Source organism: Noviherbaspirillum galbum, assembly GCF_010974945.1.
Classification (GTDB): domain Bacteria; phylum Pseudomonadota; class Gammaproteobacteria; order Burkholderiales; family Burkholderiaceae_D; genus Noviherbaspirillum; species Noviherbaspirillum galbum.
The window spans coordinates 1-18,882 of the sequence record NZ_JAAIVB010000085.1; the positions used below are offsets into that span (position 1 = coordinate 1).

The 18,882-nt window shown below is 59.3% G+C and carries 15 protein-coding genes; 3 read left to right on the top strand and 12 right to left on the bottom strand.

Annotated elements, in window-relative coordinates:
* Positions 1-112: 112 nt before the first annotated feature.
* Positions 113-2,566 carry a bifunctional diguanylate cyclase/phosphodiesterase gene (locus G3574_RS26610; protein WP_163968598.1) on the bottom strand — a complete coding sequence of 818 codons (2,454 nt, stop codon included), beginning with the start codon at positions 2,564-2,566 and terminating at the stop codon, positions 113-115.
* A gap of 698 nt (positions 2,567-3,264) precedes the next feature.
* Between G3574_RS26610 and G3574_RS26615 the strand changes: the two genes are divergently transcribed.
* Both G3574_RS26615 and G3574_RS26620 read left to right on the top strand, forming a co-directional pair.
* Positions 3,265-3,513 (top strand): hypothetical protein, encoded by a 249-nt coding sequence (locus tag G3574_RS26615; protein WP_163968599.1) that lies wholly within the window; start codon positions 3,265-3,267, stop codon positions 3,511-3,513.
* Between the two features lie 705 nt (positions 3,514-4,218).
* Complete coding sequence (locus tag G3574_RS26620; RefSeq protein ID WP_163968600.1) at positions 4,219-5,346, top strand: ABC transporter substrate-binding protein; 1,128 nt, start codon at positions 4,219-4,221, stop codon at positions 5,344-5,346.
* Positions 5,347-5,506: 160 nt separating this feature from the next.
* On the opposite strand, the gene G3574_RS26625 is transcribed toward G3574_RS26620, so the two are convergent.
* Positions 5,507-6,622, bottom strand: a complete 1,116-nt coding sequence (locus G3574_RS26625) for a DUF2855 family protein (protein WP_163968601.1) — start codon at positions 6,620-6,622, stop codon at positions 5,507-5,509.
* A gap of 29 nt (positions 6,623-6,651) precedes the next feature.
* Here G3574_RS26625 and G3574_RS26630 point away from each other — a divergent pair, with 29 nt between their 5' ends.
* On the top strand, positions 6,652-7,380 hold the full coding sequence (locus G3574_RS26630; RefSeq protein WP_235953641.1) for a TetR/AcrR family transcriptional regulator: 729 nt from the start codon (positions 6,652-6,654) through the stop codon (positions 7,378-7,380).
* 190 nt (positions 7,381-7,570) lie between these two features.
* Here G3574_RS26630 and leuD read toward each other — a convergent pair whose 3' ends face one another.
* From leuD to G3574_RS28890, 10 genes are all read right to left on the bottom strand, one after another.
* Complete coding sequence (gene leuD, locus G3574_RS26635) at positions 7,571-8,215, bottom strand: 3-isopropylmalate dehydratase small subunit (protein ID WP_163968602.1); 645 nt, start codon at positions 8,213-8,215, stop codon at positions 7,571-7,573.
* A 13-nt stretch (positions 8,216-8,228) separates the two neighbouring features.
* A complete protein-coding gene (gene leuC / locus G3574_RS26640) occupies positions 8,229-9,629 on the bottom strand; it encodes a 3-isopropylmalate dehydratase large subunit (protein WP_328804869.1) in 1,401 nt (466 codons plus the stop codon).
* A 26-nt stretch (positions 9,630-9,655) separates the two neighbouring features.
* Positions 9,656-10,894: a CaiB/BaiF CoA transferase family protein gene (locus G3574_RS26645; protein WP_205609946.1), complete on the bottom strand. Its 1,239-nt coding sequence runs from the start codon at positions 10,892-10,894 to the stop codon at positions 9,656-9,658.
* 42 nt (positions 10,895-10,936) lie between these two features.
* Positions 10,937-11,848, bottom strand: a complete 912-nt coding sequence (locus G3574_RS26650) for a hydroxymethylglutaryl-CoA lyase (protein WP_163968604.1) — start codon at positions 11,846-11,848, stop codon at positions 10,937-10,939.
* A gap of 141 nt (positions 11,849-11,989) precedes the next feature.
* Entirely contained in the window at positions 11,990-13,393 is a 1,404-nt protein-coding gene (locus G3574_RS26655; RefSeq protein ID WP_163968605.1) for an MFS transporter, read from the bottom strand.
* A gap of 49 nt (positions 13,394-13,442) precedes the next feature.
* Entirely contained in the window at positions 13,443-14,294 is an 852-nt protein-coding gene (locus G3574_RS26660; RefSeq protein ID WP_163968606.1) for an ABC transporter permease, read from the bottom strand.
* A gap of 3 nt (positions 14,295-14,297) precedes the next feature.
* Positions 14,298-15,197: an ABC transporter ATP-binding protein gene (locus G3574_RS26665; RefSeq protein ID WP_235953642.1), complete on the bottom strand. Its 900-nt coding sequence runs from the start codon at positions 15,195-15,197 to the stop codon at positions 14,298-14,300.
* Positions 15,181-16,188: an ABC transporter substrate-binding protein gene (locus G3574_RS26670; protein ID WP_407941720.1), complete on the bottom strand. Its 1,008-nt coding sequence runs from the start codon at positions 16,186-16,188 to the stop codon at positions 15,181-15,183. The genes G3574_RS26665 and G3574_RS26670 overlap by 17 nt, the downstream gene beginning before the upstream one ends.
* Positions 16,189-16,349: 161 nt before the next feature.
* Positions 16,350-17,234, bottom strand: a complete 885-nt coding sequence (locus G3574_RS26675; RefSeq protein ID WP_163968608.1) for a LysR family transcriptional regulator — start codon at positions 17,232-17,234, stop codon at positions 16,350-16,352.
* Between the two features lie 95 nt (positions 17,235-17,329).
* Positions 17,330-18,874, bottom strand: a complete 1,545-nt coding sequence (locus G3574_RS28890) for a methyl-accepting chemotaxis protein (protein ID WP_163968609.1) — start codon at positions 18,872-18,874, stop codon at positions 17,330-17,332.
* Positions 18,875-18,882 lie beyond the last annotated feature (8 nt).

The following is an 18,882-nucleotide window of genomic DNA, read 5'->3' on the forward strand; positions in this document are numbered from 1 at the left end:
GTGGAAGTGACCGGTCGATCCATTATGTCCATGATGTCGATTGTGGACACAAACCAGGCGTGCCACACCGGTCGAATCATGCCGACGGCACATCACTTCGTCCAGACGGCTCTCAAAGGACGCTTACAGTTGTCTCGACGCCTTCGGCTACGATTCGCAGCTTCATGCTATGGCCAAGCCCGATGATGGAGCGAATAATAGACGTGCTGTCGTCATCCGTTCCCAAGTCGCGCACGAATGCGCGATCAATCTTCAATGCCTGGACAGGAAAACGCTTAAGATACGCCAAACTGGAGTAGCCGGTCCCGAAGTCGTCGATGGACAATGCCACGCCGAGGGACCGAATTTCGTGCAACAGCCGATCAACCTCTTCGGCACGACTCATTGCTGTGCTTTCGGTTACTTCAAGCTCCAGGCAATCGGGGGGCAAGTGAATGTCATCGAGGCAGCTTTGGATCATCGAAATCAAGTCGGGTTGATGAAACTGCCGCAGTGACAGATTGACAGCTACTTTTACGGGAGTGTGCAGATGTTCGCTCCACGTCCGGACCTGGCGACAGGATTCGCGAATTACCCACGCGCCAATGGGGACGATGAGGCCGGTGCTTTCAGCCAAAGGAATGAAACGCGCTGGCGCAATCTCACCTAGCTGTTTGTTGCGCCAGCGAAGTAAAGCCTCGAAACCGGCGATGCGACCCGTTCTGATATTGACCTTTGGCTGATAGACAACCCGGAATTCCCTATTTCCCAGAGCGCGCCGTAGCTGCGCTTCGATGTTCAACTGTTCGTCGAGTGCACGTTGCGCGTCGTCAGCGACGAAATGAATAGGATCGAGATTGTCTCGTTGGGCACGGTGCTTGGCGGCGTCCGCGCGTCGCAGCAACTCATCCGCACCATGACCATCCTGGGGGAAGAGTGAAATTCCAATAACAGGGCCCAGGTAGAATTCACGTTGTCCAAGCGCGACTGGTGCGGACAGGCTTTCGTTGATTTCGATGGCAAATTGTCTGATGGCATGGGCCGTACCCTCAAACCTGATCAGGATGGCGAATTCATTGCTTTTGACGCGTGCTATGCAGTTCACTTGTCCGTTGAATTGGGACAGCAAGTGAGCGACATGGCGCATCGCATCGTCGCAAGCTGCGTGTCCGGCAAGATCAATAATGTCCTGCAGTCGTTCCAACGATACAGCTAACACTGCGAGGTGGCCACCCGTGGCGGTGCCGGTCGCGATCTCTTCATGCAGAACTCGCCTAAATTGTGTCTGGTTTGGCAACTCGGTAAGTAAGTCGAAATCGGCTAAATAAGCTAAACGCCGCTCGGCATTCTTTCTTTCCGTAATGTCTGTCAAGACGCTGACTAACTGCGGTTGACCATCCTCATCGATCAGGTGAGATGTCAATTGGATGAAACTGCGTGGTCGGTCCTGTCCATCGCGCAGATCGGTCTCAAGGGTGACAGCGCCGTTTCCTTCTAGAACTTTGCGATAAGCTTCATTACGTTCGACCACCCCATTTTTATCCAATGCCTCTTCTTCAGGCAATCCCATAAGCATGTCAACGGACTTTCCTGTAAAGGCGGCAAAGGCGTCATTTAGCAAAACCATGCGTCTTTTGGCGTTAACTACCCAGACTGGAGTGGCAAGCGTGTTCAATGTAGCCTTCAGGTATTCGGCACTCTTGACATTCCGAGCTTCACTCGCTTTGAGTTTGGCAATGAGGTCCGCCTGTCTCGTCGCATTGCGAGCGATATGCCAGGCAAGAAAAATGACGATAAAGGATATTAGGCAGAGCAAGGCAATGGCTATTTGCATCTGCTGGCGCCACGATGCGAGTGCGGCGGACTTGTCAAGACCCGCGATGATCACTAGTGGATAGTCGCCAGTCACGTCGTAACCATAAATACGCTTGATTCCATCAATCGGGCTTACGGTTTCGAATCCCCCGTGACCAGATTGAGGAAGATAGCGCCGAAATAAGGGCGTGAACCGAAAAGAATGGCCGATTGTGTTAGCCAGACTCGGTCCGCGCACTAGCATGGTGCCATTGAGATTTAGCAGCGTAACAGAGCCACCAGGCCCAAGGGATACAGAGTCAAATATCTGCTGGAAGCTTGATGAATCACTCTCGGCAACAATGGTGCCAACCCGGACTCCTAGCTTATCGAGCAACGGGCGATAGAAGCGCAAGGTGGCATGGCCTGAGCGTTCGTCAATATTTGCTACGTCGACATGAAGAGATCCAATGGACGCTCCAGTCGACCCCACGACTGGCGCCGACGTCGGATTTCCGCCTCTCGGTGTCCGCTCTGCACGACGTTGAGCCAGGATACGTCCGTATTTGTCGAACACATATAGACCGATAACATACTTTTGAGCAGGATAGTCCTGTTCAAGGTAATCCAGCCTAACTGGCGAGTTCAAGGGCGCATGCAGAAAGTCTTGTTGAACCTGGTGCAGGATTTGGTCGATGGCACGTGTTGCGGCCAGTGTTTGCGCAGCGAAAGCCGTCGAAAGATTGCGTAGATTCGTCGCTTCCTGATGCAAAGTATCACGATAGCCGAGCACAAGAACGGCACTCGTAGTCGCAAACAAACTTAGTAGCAATAGACTTGTCGCGAGGGCCAGCCGCCATCCCTGAGATAGGTGACCTCTTTTCGAAGGTTGCTTGCTATAAAACTTGTCAAACGGCATAAGAAGGAACGCTCGCGGGAAGTTTGCAACATTGAAACGGGATTGACTGCATTGACAGCGTTAGAGGCGACGTCTGAGACAGAATTCATTGTTGGAAAAGCGTTGCCATACACCGGAAAAAGGAGGGGCAATATCAATTCAGCGCAAGCGGGTCCAAGACCGCCGACGCTATAGCGTTCAAACCCGCTCAACTCTAAGAATGAATTGTCAGAGGTTTCGTAGACACACTCGATGCACTTGATCCAGTTAATGCACGTCAGCTATCGAGATTAGGCTACTTCCGGTCTGGGCCACACCCGGCAGTTCATGTTTAGCAAACCGATGTCTGGAACGTGGGAAAAGGTGTTGTCCAGTCTCGGTAATATTGCGAACTCCAGAAAATGGGTCCGGTTAGCGTGCACCTAGATTGATGTAGCTACGAGCGCACGTTAGCCCTCGTTCGCCCCCTGCCGGTGACGGTTTGGAAAGCTGCCTATAGTTGCTGTGCTGACAAATCAAATGTGCATCACTTCAGACAAGGTGCAGGCTTGCCGCATAATGGTCTGATAAATTCATTGTGGATGAGACACCAAATGATCATCAACAGCATTGAGGATCGGTACGGTTTAAATTGCGTTGACGTAATTGGTCTTCCCGATGGACAGTTCACGTTTAAGGTGTTCCGCAAAGACCCGGAAGACCAAGGACGGTGGACTCTCGTCGGTGATTATTCCGGGCTTCGATTCAGTACCGAGGAACAAGCCATCCAGCACGCCGCCACACAAGTTCGGTGGCTGGAAGAGCTACACCACTCGTCGCCACTTTACAAACCACATGACTAAATCCAGTTACCTTATCCGCGGTGTTTTCTCACTTGAGCACATACTGCAATCGTGGAACTTAACATGCAAGTTGAGTCATCTACAAATGTGTCGGCCGTCAGTTCGGGAAAAGCCCGCTGCCCACCATGGGTCCATGCCGTATGAAAACGCTAAGACCGTGCGCCACCCTAACTAGTTGTAGGTAAATGGCCGCTATCGGGATGCCGCGATGACAGCTTAGGGTCGTTTTGAGCCGGTCGCCTTCATCTCGGCTACGTCGGCTTAACTCCGTAGAACAGACCTTCGGATGTGAACTTAACTATGACGTTTCACCCACAAAAAGAAATACGCTCACACCCGGTAGCTTATTGATTCATAAGCAGTTGGGCGCGAGCGTATTTATGACGATGTGCAGGCAGGATTAAAGCTCCAAAAGCCAAGTGTAGGGACTGTGGTGGGAAGCAGGTCAGTTGCAGTAACCATGACTGCAAGGCCGCCTCGCTTTGACGCCCTACGATCGCTCTTTGCAAAATCATTACGTCACAAGCGCCATAAATTGATCACGCATCCGGCCAGGCTGCTACCTGAAATCGCAGCAAGATAAAAACTTGTGAAATTGTCTCGAATGTGACTGACACCGACCTGAAGTCGTTTTACACTCGTGACAAACGCAAGGAACATTGCGAGTGAAGTCGCGCAAAACCAAAAACCCAAAGAGGAGACACCATGAAGTCACATGTTATAGCCGCTGCATTGGCAGCCGGCTTATTCTTTAATTTTGCCATTGCGGGTGAAGTTAAAATCGGCAGCGTCACTGGGATCACCGGCCCCTTAGCCCTTACCACGACGGACATCCTCAAGATGACTTATGGATATCTGGAGATGGTTAACGATCAGGGCGGCATCAACGGGAACAAACTGACGTTGGTCACGCGCGATGATGGCTACGATCCCAAAAAAACTGCCCCGCTTGTTGAAGATATCATCGAAAAGGACCACGTCGTTGCGCTAGTCAACGGTGCAGGCACATCAAATACGGCGGTACTGACCAAGACAGGCGTATTGAACAAGCATAAGGTGCCTCTGGTCGGGGTATTTAGTGGCTCCGAAGCGATCCGCGGCACGGGCTCCGAACAAATTTTCCATACGAGACCGTCCTACAACGACGAAATCGTCAAGATTTGCCGGCTATTGTCGACGCTTGGGCTGAAGCGTGTTGCGGTCCTGTATCAGGAAGACGCTTTTGGCGCCAGCATTATGGATAGCGTAAGCAAAGCATCACAGGAGTTCAAGTTTGATGTGACGCTAAAGCAAAGCTACAAATTTGGAGAAAGTGATTTTGCCACGCACGCGAATAATATTTCCGACTCAAAGCCGCAGGCAATTCTTCTGATGGGTGTGCCAGAAGCCGTTTACCGCTTCATGAAGGCGTACAACGCCCCAATTGGCGCGGCACAGATCTACGCGCTTTCATTCGTGACGCCGCAAGGGCTGGCTGACTTTGCCGGTCAGGAGAAAATTCGCGGCATCGGGATTAGCCAGGTCGTTCCAAATCCGAATTCGAGTGCGCTACCACTGAGCAGAGAATTCAAGACGTTCATGCAAACGCCATATGCGAAAGGAGCCGTGGCCAGTCCACTCACCTTCGAGGCCTTCCTGAATGTCAGGTTGGCGGTGGAAGCGATCAGGCTTGCTGGACCTCAGCCGACAGCGGAGAAAGTAACGCAGGCGTTGACATCAATGAAAAACTTCAAGTTAGGCGGATTTGCAATCAATTTTACGGACACCAATCGACGCGGATCGTCATATCTGGATATTGCTGTGATTGGTCGCAATGCCCGCTTGTCCTACTGAAGAATTTTTGTGAGCTATAGCAGTGGACGAAGCTGGCCGCTTGCACAAAGAACTCTTAAGTCCGTTGCGATACTTAAGTGAAGGGCAGTATTCGGATAGACCACAGTCAGCAATGGGTTCAGGGCGAGTGAAAACGTTTCTTCCATTCACCCTTAGACAGTCAGGCCGTCTGGTCCAGACGCACGACATGTCCTTTCTGCGGATCTATCCAGCCAACGTGGAGGTTTTTGATCAGGCGCCGCGCCTCTTCGTAACCTTCGCTTTCCGCGACTTCCATGCGTAACTGTCCTTCATCACTCACCCAACCGATAAAGTCCATTTGCGCAGCATTGAAACGCTGGTTGACGACGTCATGTCCCCAATCGCTGTTTCTTTTGCGGATCTGTACAGGAGCGAAATAGAACTCCGGCTTCGGGCCTGGCAAAGCGGTATCGCGCAGGAAGGACGTGTTTTGCGCCGAGCCGGCGAAGCAGTCATAGACCAGGAAGTCGGCGAAGCGGTGGTGGATTTTTGCGCGCAAGTCTTCATTGCCGGAGAAATCCAGGTAAAGGGTCGGCACATCAGCGCGCAGGCGGTCAATCTGCTCATAAGTGACGCTTTCGTGATAGCACCCAAGTCCATCGACGAATTCCTGGTTGCCTGCCGATGTCACGCCGATCAATCGAACATCGGCCTTGCCCATCAGGCAGAAAGCCGTCCCGTAGGCGGTCTTGCTGGAGGCGCTCGACACGACGATCTGCCGGGCGCCGAAGAAGTCGTTGTCCTGCAAGAAGTCGGCGCCCATGAACGAAGTGATGAATAAGGGGCGAACCAGCATCTGGTAATTTTCCAAGGCGTGCCGGTATGCCGGATCGGCACTGCAGCGCATGTACTGGTTGTATGCGGAGGTCAGGTGCAGGCGATGCTCGGCGCCGTCATAGAAACCACGACGCTTTACCCGCACGGCTTTCATCTTGATATGACTGGCGACGGGATAGTAACCGTAGAAGCGCTCCCCAACTTCCACCCCTTCGGCATTCGACCTGATGACATCGGCGAACCCCCACGCCGGCATATGTCCCCAGCCAGGTTCTCCGGTGGGGAAGAATCCCCAGTATTGCATCGCGTCTCCGAACGCAGCATAAGTGATGTTGTTCGTGGTCACGGCCACGCGGTCGATTTTCAGTATCACCTCTCCTTCCGCCAATGCCAACGGCATTTCCACGGTATCGATCCGGCTCTCGCCAAGTGCGCGTTTATTGGTCAGCAGGCGTGTTACATTCAAGGAATCACTCATCTCTCTCTCCTTTTTTACGGTAAAGATGCATGCCTACAATGTATCGAAAGCGGGCAGCCGACAGGTTCGGAAAAAGCTCGTCCGGGTGGTCTGCCGCCAAACCTCTCAAACGGCCAAGCCAGGCCCGCGCCAAGTTCACCGTCCAGGCGATTTTTGACGCATTTGTTCGGATTTGGCGGACCAAGGGATGGGAGGGCGTTACCACGCGCGCGGTTGCGCTGGAAACAGGGGTTTCCGTAGGAACCCTGTATGACTATTTCCCCAACAAGGAAGCGCTGCTATCGGGTTATGTCCGTCATTGCATTGATGCACTCCTCGTCGCGATCGAGGTCCAGGTCATTCAACCGGTGGGCCTCGCCTGGGATGAGCGCATGCGTCGTCTGGTCCGGTTGACCGGGGAGATCAAACCTCAAGACCTGCCCTATTTTGACGTGGCGATGCTACGGCTGGAAAGTGTTATCGCGGAGCCAAAACATCATCGACGGGTGTTCGAGGAGCTCTGCGCAAAGTGGATCAAGGCAATGACAGCATGTCCTGATTTCCCTGGAAGGCTGGATCCGGACACCGTGAAAATCCTGTTTGCTTCCGTATGGGGAGCGAGGCGATATCTCCTGCTGCTGGACATGGACGAAGGCTTCCAGCGGCGCTGGATCGAGGAGACGACGCAATCGTGCTTGTCGCGGTTGCAACAGATCGCCACCTCGGTCGGGGTAGAGGCGCTGGGGTACGAAGCAGAACCTTCGCCTCAGAACATATGAAAACGACCCCATGAATTGCCGTCGATACAAAACAAATCAAGGCCTAGAGCAGCGGACATTCGCATGTAAGCTTAACCAATAAGGTTCAGCCCCAGAAGCAAATACGCCCACACCCTGACGCTTATTGGTGAACAAGCATTTGGATGTGAGCGTACTTATGCCGATGTGCGCCGGCAACCTGGCGTAGCCTTCACTTCTGGTCGAGCAGCCAGGGCGATTCGGCCTTCAGCCGCTCTTCATACGCCCGGATCTTCCCGGCGTGCTGCAGCGAAAGGCCAATGTCATCCAGCCCATGAAGCAGGCAGTGCTTGCGAAACGTATCGACGTCGAAGCCGAAGACGGTGCCGGACGGCGTGCGTACCCGCTGGGTTTCCAGGTCCACGTCAAGCCGATAGCCGGGAGTGGATAAGGTTTCGGCAAACAACAGGTCGACGGCCTCGGGCGGCAATGCGACCGGCAGCAAGCCGTTCTTGAAGCAGTTGTTGTAGAAGATGTCGGCGAAACTGGGTGCGATGATGACGCGGATGCCGAAGTCCAGCAATGCCCACGGCGCATGTTCGCGGGACGAGCCGCAGCCGAAGTTTTCCCGGGCAAGGATGATTTCGGCGCCCTGGTAGCGCGGCTGGTTGAGAACGAAATCCATGTTCTTCGGCCTGGCGGAACAGTCCATGTCCGGTTCCCCGTGGTCGAGGTAGCGCCATTCGTCGAACAGGTTGGGACCGAATCCGGTCCGGGTGACGCGTTTCAGGAATTGTTTCGGAATGATGGCATCGGTGTCGATGTTCGACCGGTCGAGAGGCAGTACCAATCCTTGCAGACGCTGGAATGCTTGCATGCGGTGTTTCTCCTCAAATGCGGCTGGCGTCTTCGAAATGTCCCGCGATCGCGGCGGCGGCGGCCATCGCCGGACTGACCAGATGGGTCCGGCCGCCCGCGCCCTGCCTGCCCTCGAAATTCCGGTTCGAGGTGGAGGCGCAGCGTTCGCCCCTGCCCAGCCTGTCATCGTTCATGCCAAGGCACATGGAACATCCCGGTTCGCGCCATTCGAATCCGGCATCGGTAAAGACCTTGTCCAGGCCTTCCGCTTCGGCCTGCCGGCGCACGAGGCCCGAGCCCGGCACGACCAGCGCCTGGCGGATGTTGCCGGCTACCGACTTGCACTTGACCACGGCGGCGGCCGAGCGCAAATCCTCGATCCTTGAATTGGTGCAGGAACCGATGAAAATCTTGTCGAGCATGATCGAGCGGATCGGCGTGTTCGGCTGCAGTCCCATGTATTCCAGGGCGCGCTGCATGGCGTCGCGCCGCACCGGATCGGCGATCGTTGCGGGATCGGGCACCTGCCCATCGATGCTCGACACCATCTCGGGCGAGGTGCCCCAGGTGACCTGCGGACGGATCGCCGCCGCATCCAGGTGGACCTCGCGGTCGAAAGGCGCATCCGGATCGGAATGCAGCCCGCGCCATTGCGATACCGCGCGCTGCCAGTCCGCTCCTTTCGGCGCGAAGGGCCGGCCCTCCAGGTAGGCGATCGTCTTGTCGTCGACCGCAATCATGCCCAGGCGGGCGCCGGACTCGATCGACATGTTGCACAGGGTCATGCGCCCCTCCATCGACAAGTCACGGATCGCTTCGCCGGCATACTCGATGGCGTAGCCGGTCGCCCCCGCCGTTCCTATCGTGCCGATCATGTGGAGGGCGATGTCCTTGGCGCTCACTCCCGGTGCCAGCCTGCCGTCGACCCGCACCAGCATCGTTCGGGATTTCTTGGTCAGCAAGGTTTGCGTCGCCAGCACGTGTTCCACTTCCGAGGTGCCGATGCCGAACGCCATCGCGGCAAACGCCCCGTGCGTCGACGTGTGGGAGTCGCCGCACACCACCGTCATGCCTGGAAGCGTCGCGCCTTGCTCGGGGCCGATCACATGCACGATGCCCTGGCGCGGATCGTCCAGCCCGAAGTAAGGCAGGTGGAATTGATCGACGTTGCGCGCCAGCGTTTCGACCTGGGTGCGCGATACGGCATCGGGAATGCCTTGGCTGCGATTGACCGTAGGGATGTTGTGGTCGGCCACCGCCATGTTGGCATGGATGCGCCAGACCGGGCGGCCGTTCAGGCGCAGCCCGTCGAATGCCTGCGGGCTGGTCACCTCGTTGACCAGGTGCCGGTTGATGTAGAGCAGGGCGGTGCCATGTTCGTCTTCATGCACGACGTGCTGGTCCCACAGCTTTTCGTAAAGGGTTCTTGCCACCATGGCTTCTCCTGCGCCGTCCTTGATTAAAGTATTCCGCGCTCCGCCATGCGGGCGATCTGTTCCTCGCTCACTCCGGCGTCGCGCAGCACCTCGACGTTGTGTTCGCCCAGCTTGGGTCCTAGCCACGCGATCTTGCCGGGGGTCTTGCTCAGCTTGGGGACGATGCCGGGCACCTTGAGCGTGCCGAATTCCGGATGCGGCACGTCGAGGATCATGTCGCGGGCAAGATACTGCGGATCGTCGAAGATGTCGGCGATGCTGTAGATCGGGCCGGCGGGAATGCCGTTGTCATTGAGTTGCTGCAGGCATTCCGCGAGGGTACGCGTCTCGGTCCACCCGGTGATGAGGGCGTCGATGAATTCCATGTGCCTGACGCGGGCCGCGTTGTTGCGGAAGCGGTCGTCGTCGATCAGGTCGGGCCGTCCCATGACCGTGAGCAGGCGCTGCACGATGGCATCGCCGTTCGCCGCAATCACCGCGTATTTGCCGTCGCTGGTCGGGTACACGTTCGAGGGCGCGATGCCGGGAAGGATGGAGCCTGTGCGTTCGCGCACGATGCCTTTCTTGTCGTATTCCGGCACCATGCTTTCCATCAGGCTGAACACGGCTTCGTAGAGCGCGACGTCGATCTCCTGGCCGCCGCCGCCATTGCAGTCGCGATGGTAGAGGGCCATCAGGATGCCGATCACCGAATACAGCGCGGCCACCGAATCCCCCAGGCTGATGCCGACGCGCGTGGGCGCCATGTTCGGGTAGCCGGTGAGATAGCGAATCCCGCCCATCGACTCGCCGATGGCGCCGAAGCCGGCGCGTTTGCTGTATGGGCCGGTCTGGCCGAAACCGGAAATGCGGGAAACGACCAGCCTCGGATTGATTTCCTGCAGGACCTGCGGCGTCAGTCCCCATTTGTCGAGCGTGCCGGGCCGGAAGTTCTCGATCAGCACGTCCGCTTCCTTGAGCAGGCGCTTGAGCACGTCCAGGCCTTCGGGATCGCCGCAATCGAGCGTGATGCAGCGCTTGTTGCGCGACTGGACGTACCACCACAGCGAAGTGCCGTTGTCGTGCAGGATGCGCCAGTTGCGGATGGGATCGCCTTTTTCCGGCACCTCGATCTTGATCACGTCGGCGCCGAATTCGGCCAGCAGCCGTCCGCCGAACGGACCCGCGATCAGCGTGCCCATTTCGATCACTTTGACGCCGGCCAGCGGACCGCTTGCAGGCTGCACCTTGGTTGATGTGGATTCGGAATTGATGTCGTTCATGTCGGATTTCGCAGGGATGTGCGGGAAAGTGCGGGGGGATGGTCAGGCAGCCTTGGCGCATTGCGAGTGGTGTACCCGCCAGATGCTGCTGCTCATGGATTTGCGGAGCTGATCGGCAAGGAAGTCCGATGCGCCGAGCAAGCCGTCGAGCGCGATGCCGGCATCGTAGCCGGAAGCCTCGAGCAATGACACGACATCCTCGGTGGCGATATTGCCCGTCGCGCCGGGGGCGTACGGACAGCCGCCGATGCCGCCGATGCAGCTGTCGAAACGCCGGACCCCGGCTGCGATGCCGGCCATGAGGTTCGCCAGGCCGCGCCCGTAGGTGTCATGGAAGTGCAGCTCGAACTCGACGTCGCTGAAACGCTGGCGCAGCACGCTCATCCAGTCGAAGACCTGGTTCGGATTGGCGATGCCGATGGTGTCGCACAGGCCGATGCGCCTGAACCCCTTGTCGGCCATCGTGCCGACGAGGCGCTCTATCCTGCCGAGGCCGGGATTGCCTTCGAAGGGGCAGCCGAACACCATGGAAATCGATACCCGCGCCTGCAAGCCATCCATCCTCGCTCGCTCGAACAGCGGCACGAGGTCGGCGATGGATTCCTGCGTGGTGCGGTTGAGGTTCTTCATGTTGTGGCTGTCGGTGGCCGACAGGACAAGGGTCACGCCCTCCACGCCCGCCGCGTGCGCGCGTTCGTAGCCCCTGGTGTTCGGAACGAGGGCGAAGCGCGTCAATGGCAGCGAAGACGTGCCGGCAACCACTTCCGCGGCATCCGCCAGGTTGGGGATCATCTTCGGACTGACGAAGGAGGTGATCTCGATTTCCTTGCAACCGGCGGCGCTGAGCCGTTCGATCAAGGCGATCTTTTCCGAGGTCGGGAGGTTGCGCACTTCATTTTGCAGGCCGTCGCGCGGACCAACTTCGGTGAGAGAAATGCTTTTCGATGAGGTCATGCTTCTTCCCCGATTGATATGTGCCTTCATGTCTCGTGCCGCCGGCACGGAGGCTGCCGTATTGACGTTCATGATGCAATCGCCCCGAACTCTGGTAAAGCAGTCATTGGCGAATATGCCATCGCATGACGCGATGGCAGGCTAATCCATCGCGTCTTGCCGCACGAACAGCCGGCTGACGCTCACGATGCTCCCGGTCGCCGACAACACGGCGGCGAGCCATAGCGCGTAGCGCGCGCCTTGCGGCACCGAGAGCGAGAGGCAGAATGCCGCCAGCGCCGCGCCGCTTGCCTGGCCCGTCAATCTCGCGGTGGCGATGATGCCGCTGGCGCCGCCGCTGCGGTGAGGCGGCGCGCTGCTCATCATCGCCTTCAGGTTGGGTGCCTGGAAAAAGCCGAAGCCCATTCCGCACAGCGTCATGCGTGCGGCGATTTCCAGAACCGTTGCCTGCGGCGTCAGGGTGGCCAGCGCCGCCATTCCGGCCGACAGCATCGCCAGCCCGATGCCGGCGAGGGCGCCGGGCGGATAACGGTCGGACAGCCTGCCGGCGATGGGCGCCATGATGCCCACGACTACCGGCCATGGCGTGATGAGCAGGCCGATGTCGACCGCGGAACGATGCAGGGCCGCCTCGAAAAAGAAGGGCAGGCCGACGAAGCCGAGGCTTTGCGTCGCGAACGTGAGCGTGGCGGTCAGCGCGGACAGCGAAAACAGCGGGCGGCGAAACAAGTCCACCGGGAAAATCGGCGAGGCGCTGCTTCGCTCGCGCCGCACCTGCAGGCCGAGCAGCGCGGCCGCGACGACAAGTTCAAGAGACGTCACGCCGGCATGACGGTGATGCGCGGCTTCTCCGACGGCAAAAATGAGCAAGCCGAATGCGCCGATGTTGCACAGTGCGGCCGGGACATCATAGGGAGTCCGGCCTGCCGCCGGCGCGGCCCGCCGCCGCGGCAGGGCGCGCCAGCCCAGGATGAGCGCGATCGCGCCGAAGGGAATGTTGATGCCAAACAGCCAGGGCCAGGTCGCGACGGAAAGGATGGCCGACGCGAGCGCCGGCCCGAGAGAGAAGGCCACCGCGACGACCAAGGCATTGGTACCGAATCCCTGTCCCAGGAGCCTAGACGGATAGATCACCCGCAGCAGCGCGCCGTTCACGCTCATGATGGCGCTTGCGCCAAGGCCTTGTGCCAGGCGCGCCCCGATCAGCACGGGGAGGTTGGGAGCGAGCGCGCAGGCGAGCGATGCCGCCGCGAACAGCAAGAGGCCGGCAAGGTTCACCTTTTTGTAGCCGACGATTTCGCTCAGCGCCGCGAACGGCAACAGGGTTGCCACCATGGCCAATTGGTAGGCCGTCACGATCCATACCGAGTCGGCCGGGGTGGCTTGCAATTGCAACGCCATGGCGGGCAGGGCGGTGTTGGCAATGGACGTGTCGAGCGAAGCCATGCCGACCCCCGCCGCCACGGAAAGCATCGCGAGGCGGCGCTCTCCTGCGGGCAAGCCGTCCGGTGCCGGGCCGGATTCCGCTTTTGCCGGGGTTGCCATCAATGTCCGGCGATGCCGTCCGGAAAGCGGTCTCCGCGGCCCGGCACGATCAAAGCTTTTCCGTTTCCCCGGACTTCGGCTGCCATTTCATCAGGCGCTTCTCGACGACGCCGACGATGGTATCGAGGGCAAGGGCAAATACGGTGAGCACCAGGATGCCCGCGAAGACGGTATTGATGTCGAAACTGCCTTCGGCTTGCAGGATAAGGTAGCCGACGCCGCGCGCCGAACCGAGATACTCGCCCACCACCGCGCCGACGAAGGCCAGGCCGACCGAGGTATGCAGGCTGGAAAATACCCAGGACGTGGCCGAGGGCAGGTACACCTGGCGCAGCAGCTGGCTGCGGTTGGCGCCCAGCATGCGGGCGTTGGCAAGGATGACCGGACTGACTTCCTTGACGCCCTGGTAGACGTTGAAGAAGACGATGAAGAACACCAGGGTCACCGCCAGCGCCACCTTGGACCAGATGCCCAGGCCGAACCAGACCGCGAAGATGGGCGCAAGGATCACGCGCGGCATGGAATTGGCCGCCTTGATGTAGGGATCGAGGATGGCGGAAGCCATCGGCGACAAGGCAAGCCACAGGCCGAAACCCAGGCCGAGCAGGGTGCCGACGCCGAACGCCAGCACGGTTTCCGTCAGCGTGACCAGCAGGTGCGGGTAGATTTCGGCGGGGAAATTCAGCGTGAACAAGGTCGTTTCGCCCAGGCTGACCTCGAGCGAACCGTTGCCCACCGTGAACCATTGCCAGATGCGCACCAGCACCGCCAGCGGTTCGCCGAAGAAAAACGCGCCCTGCGGATTGCGCGAGATGCCGTGCCAGACCGCGAACAGGAGGACGAGGACGGCCAGTTGCCAGAAGCGCAGGCTGGATTGACGCGGCTTGATGAGGTTCCACATGGCTCAGGCCCTTTGTTTGGTTTGCTGGTATCCCTTGAGGACTTCCTCGCGCAGCACGTCCCAGATCTGGGCGTGCAGCTCGACGAAGCGCGGATGGGCGCGGATCTCGGCGACGTCGCGCGGCCGCGGCAGGTCGATGACGAATTCGCCGATCGGATGGGTGCCCGGTCCGGCCGACAGCACCACCACGCGGTCCGACATGGCGATGGCTTCGTCGAGGTCATGGGTGATGAACAGCACCGCCTTCTTCTTGGCGCTCCACAGGTCGAGCACCTCGTTCTCCATGAGCTGGCGGGTCTGGATGTCCAGCGCCGAGAACGGTTCATCCATCAGGATGATGTCCGGGTCGAGCACAAGGGTCTGCGCCAGCGCGACCCGCTTGCGCATGCCGCCCGATAGCTGGTGCGGATAGCGGTCGCCGAATCCCTTGAGCCCGACGCGCGCCAGCCATTCTTCGCCCAGGCGGTTGGCTTCGCCTTCCGGCATGCCGCGGAACTGCAGGCCGGCAACGACATTCTGGAGGGCGCTGCGCCAGGGAAGCAGGCATTCCGCCTGGAACATGTAGCCTGCGCGTCGGTTCAGGCCGGTGAGTTCCTCGCCGAACACCCTGACGGTCCCTGAGGAGGGCTGCAGCAGGCCGGCGCCGACGTTGAGCAGGGTCGACTTGCCGCAGCCGGTCGGTCCGACCACCGACACGAATTCGCCGGGCGCGATGTTGAGCGTGGTGTCGGCCATGGCCGTGTAGCGCTGCGCCCGATTCTCCCGCGACACGAAGGTGCAGGTGATGTTGTCGAGGGAAAGCGCGGCATGCGCCGCCTGCTGGCCCGGCTGCTGCGCCGCTTCCTGGCTGACCGTTCCCGTCCGCTGCATGGGCGTGACCCTGGCATTAACGCTGTTTGTCATTTGCCTTCCTCACGAAGTCATTGGTGTAGGTTCGGGTGAGATCGATGGTCTTGCCCGCGATCTTGGGATCGTATGCCTGCAAGGCCTTCAATGCCGTCTGCGCGCCTTCGTCAGGGATCTTGCCGTCGGGCGAATAGGCTTCCTTCACCTTGAGGAAGGCTGCGGTGTAGAGGGCGCGGTCGCCAAGCATGTAGCTCTCCGGCACGACCTTGACGATGTCGTCCGGGCCGGCGGTCTGGATCCACTTCAATGCCTTCACCATGGCGTTGGTCAATGCCTGGGTGGTGTTCGGGTTCTTCTTGATGAATGCGCCGGAGGCATACAGCGTGGCGGCGGGCATTGGCCCGCCAAAGACGTCGAGTGTGTCCTTCATGGTACGGGTGTCGACGATGACCTTGATGTCGTTCTTCTGCTGCAGCATGGTGATCGCGGGATCGAGATTGGCGATCGCATCGATCTGGCCCGACCGCACGGCCGACAAGGCGCCCGCGGAGGTGCCCACGCCGATGTAAGACACGTCGCCGGGCTTGATGCCGGCCTTGGCGAGCACGAAGCTGGCAAGCATGTTGGTGGACGACCCGGGCGCCGTCACGCCGATCTTCTTGCCCTTGAGGTCCTGGAGCGATTTGTAATTCGGCAGGTTCTTGGTGGAAACGCCCAGCACGATCTGCGGCGCGCGTCCCTGGAGCACGAAGGCGGTGATGTTCTGGCCCTTCACCTGCATGTCGATGGTGTGCTCGAAGGCGCCGGACACCACGTCCGCACTGCCGCCGACCAGCGCCTGCAGTGCCTTGGAACCACCGGCGAAGTCGCTGATTTCCACCTGCAAGCCTTCATCCTTGAAATAGCCTAGCTGCTCGGCAACGGTAAGGGGCAGGTAATAGAACAGGTTCTTGCCGCCGACGGCGATCGATACCTTCGGCTTTTCCAGGGTTTGCGCGAGCGTGCCGGAGGACGCGAAGATGAGGGTTGCCGCGAGGGCACAGGCCATGCGGCCGGAAGGAATGAATTGCATGTCGTCTCCAGGGGATGGCGGACACCGCCGACTTTTGTTGTTACGGCATGGTGGAATCCAAGGGAGACCTTGTAAAGCTGCATTTTGCGAAGCTGCCATCGCGGTTGGCGATGGCTGGCTTCATCCGCGCTTTCGCTTCAGCGCTTAGCCAGCAAATGATCGAAAAGCAGTTTCGCCGCAGGCGGCAGGGAAGAATAGGCCCGTACGCAAATGTTCAGCTGGCGCCGCGCCCATGGCTCGTCCAGCGGCACCGTCTTGATTGCCAGCGCGCGGTAGATCCCGGCGCTGGCGCGCGGCAGGATGCCGATGCCCAGGCCGGCTTCCACCATCAGGCACTGCGCGTCATAGCCGGTCACCTGGATGCGCATCTTGACGGTGCGGCCGAGCTCGCTGGCTTCCTTGATCATCTGGTAGTTGAGGCTGCTGCCCGCATGCAGGCCGACGAACTGCTCGTCGAGCAACTCGGCGAAGCGCAGGCTGCTGCGTCCCGCAAGCGCATGCGCGGCGGGCAGGATCACGACCAGTTCGTCGGTGCGGAACGGGGTGACTTCCAGCGATTCGGGGTGCGGCGCCTGCGCGAAGATGCCAATGTCCGCCATGTTCTCCGCGACGCCGCGCAGGATGGCGCTGCTGATCTTTTCCTCGAGATGGATCTGGATGAGCGGATGCTCTTCCATGAAGGTCTTGAGGGCCAAGGGCATGAACTGCGTGATCACGGAAATATTCGCCAACACCCGCACCGAGCCTCGCGTTCCGCTGGCGAAGTCGTGCATTTGCGCGGCGATGTTGTCGAAGTCGTTCAGCACGCCGCGTGCGAGGTTGAGCAGAGCCATCCCGGCGGGGGTCGGCACGATTCCCTTGTTCGACCGGTTGAACAGCTGGGTATCCAGCTGCTGCTCCAGCTCGCTGAGGCGCTTGCTGACGGCCGCCGTCGCAAGGTGCTCCCTTTGCGCGGCGGCGGCGATCTTGCCTTCTTCGACGACGGCAACGAACAGGCGGAGTGAAACGGGATCGATCTTCATGATGTTCCTGCACCGGTGAGATGATCGAATTCTATTTCAAACGGACCAGGCGCTGGTGCAAGGCTGCTTCCTGGCTTTCAATCACGCGCCGGGCATCAGGCCAGCTTGAAAATGCCGACCGCTTGCCTGAGCTGGCCAAGCATATCCTGCATGTCACGGGAGGAAGCAGAAGCCTGCTCCACGAGAGCGGCGTTTTGCTGCGTCGCCCGGTCCATCTGGTTGATGGCCTCGTTGACCTGGGCGATGCCGCCGCTTTGTGCCTGGCTTGCCGAGGAAATCTCGTTCATGATTTCCGTGGCGAGTTGTATGCTGCGGACGACTTCCTGCATCGTATCGCCCGCCTGGTCGGCAAGCCGGCTGCCCGTCTCGACTTCCTCGACCGAACTGCCGATGAGTTCCTTGATCTCCGTTGCCGCCGTGGCGGAGCGTTGGGCGAGGCTGCGCACCTCCGCTGCCACCACGGCAAAACCGCGGCCCTGTTCTCCGGCGCGCGCGGCTTCGACGGCCGCATTGAGCGCCAGGATGTTGGTCTGGAAGGCGATGCCGTCGATCATGCCGATGATGTCGACGATTTTTCTCGATGAGGTGCTGATCGACGCCATGGTCTCGACCACCTTCGCGACCACTTGGCCGCCCTCGACCGCGATTCCCGAGGCTGACGCCGCAATCTGGCTTGCCTCGCGTGCGTTGTGCGCGTTCTGCTTGACTGTCGATGTCAGCTCTTCCATTGACGAGGCGGTCTCTTCAAGCGAGGCCGCCTGCTGTTCCGTCCGCGCGGACAGGTCCTCGTGGCCAGAAACGATGTGGCCTGACGCCGCCGCAATCGCGTCGGTTCCGCAGCGGACCTCGCGAACGATCTTTACCAGGCTCAGGTTCATCGCGTCCAGGGCTTGCAAGAGGCGGCCGGTTTCATCCCTGGCGGTAGCCGCGATGCGCGAGGTCAGGTCGCCGGCCGCGACGGTCTCCGCGATTTTCACGGCATCGTGGATTGGCTGCGTAATGGAAAGCGTGGTGAGCCAGCCAACGACCATGCCAATGGCGATGGCCAGGGCGGTCGTGATCAGCATGAGGGTGCGCGCGCGAACATATTCCTCATAGGCCAGCGCCTTGGCTGCCGCGACGAGTCCGTGTTCATGCGCAACCAGCTCTTCCAGTATCGCGAGGCCATCCTCCATTCCTGTGAGGTGCTTCTTCAACAACAGTTCGATCGCCTCTTCCTTCTTTCCTTCCAGCCCCAGCTGAACCGTCTTGTTGCTGATCGGGACGGCGACTGCCAGTCCCGCATCCAGCTTCGCCAAAATCGCTTTTTCACCGTCAGTGTCAGCCAGCCTGGCGATGACGGCCTTGGCGGCGGCATACTTTTTCCGGGCGGCCTGGAGCTTTGCAAGTTGCGACTGCAGCATTGTGGCGTCGGTCAGGAACACGATGCGGGTGGTGTAGAGAGCGGTATCCCTGAACAGGCTCGCCATTTCGTTTGCCGCGGCAACCTTCACGTTGTTTTCATCGACCACATTTTCCAGGCGGCCTTGGATATGGCGCATGGAATTCAGACCCAGGCAGAGGACGACTGCGAGCAGGGCGAGCAGCACCCCGAAAGCCGCCGTCAATCGCACGCCGATAGTGTAGTTACGCAAGGACATCCCTTTTT

Bases quoted from the DNA above. Each gene is read 5' to 3' on its own strand.
- G3574_RS26615 (WP_163968599.1), top strand. From the start codon at position 3,265: ATGATCATCAACAGCATTGAGGATCGGTACGGTTTAAATTGCGTTGAC.
- G3574_RS26620 (WP_163968600.1), top strand. From the start codon at position 4,219: ATGAAGTCACATGTTATAGCCGCTGCATTGGCAGCCGGCTTATTCTTT.
- G3574_RS26660 (WP_163968606.1), bottom strand. From the start codon at position 14,294: ATGTGGAACCTCATCAAGCCGCGTCAATCCAGCCTGCGCTTCTGGCAA.
- G3574_RS26675 (WP_163968608.1), bottom strand. From the start codon at position 17,234: ATGAAGATCGATCCCGTTTCACTCCGCCTGTTCGTTGCCGTCGTCGAA.
- leuD (WP_163968602.1), bottom strand. From the start codon at position 8,215: ATGCAAGCATTCCAGCGTCTGCAAGGATTGGTACTGCCTCTCGACCGG.
- G3574_RS26625 (WP_163968601.1), bottom strand. From the start codon at position 6,622: ATGAGTGATTCCTTGAATGTAACACGCCTGCTGACCAATAAACGCGCA.
- G3574_RS26665 (WP_235953642.1), bottom strand. From the start codon at position 15,197: ATGACAAACAGCGTTAATGCCAGGGTCACGCCCATGCAGCGGACGGGA.
- G3574_RS26670 (WP_407941720.1), bottom strand. From the start codon at position 16,188: ATGGCCTGTGCCCTCGCGGCAACCCTCATCTTCGCGTCCTCCGGCACG.
- G3574_RS26655 (WP_163968605.1), bottom strand. From the start codon at position 13,393: ATGGCAACCCCGGCAAAAGCGGAATCCGGCCCGGCACCGGACGGCTTG.
- G3574_RS26630 (WP_235953641.1), top strand. From the start codon at position 6,652: ATGCCTACAATGTATCGAAAGCGGGCAGCCGACAGGTTCGGAAAAAGC.
- G3574_RS26650 (WP_163968604.1), bottom strand. From the start codon at position 11,848: ATGACCTCATCGAAAAGCATTTCTCTCACCGAAGTTGGTCCGCGCGAC.
- G3574_RS28890 (WP_163968609.1), bottom strand. From the start codon at position 18,874: ATGTCCTTGCGTAACTACACTATCGGCGTGCGATTGACGGCGGCTTTC.
- G3574_RS26645 (WP_205609946.1), bottom strand. From the start codon at position 10,894: ATGAACGACATCAATTCCGAATCCACATCAACCAAGGTGCAGCCTGCA.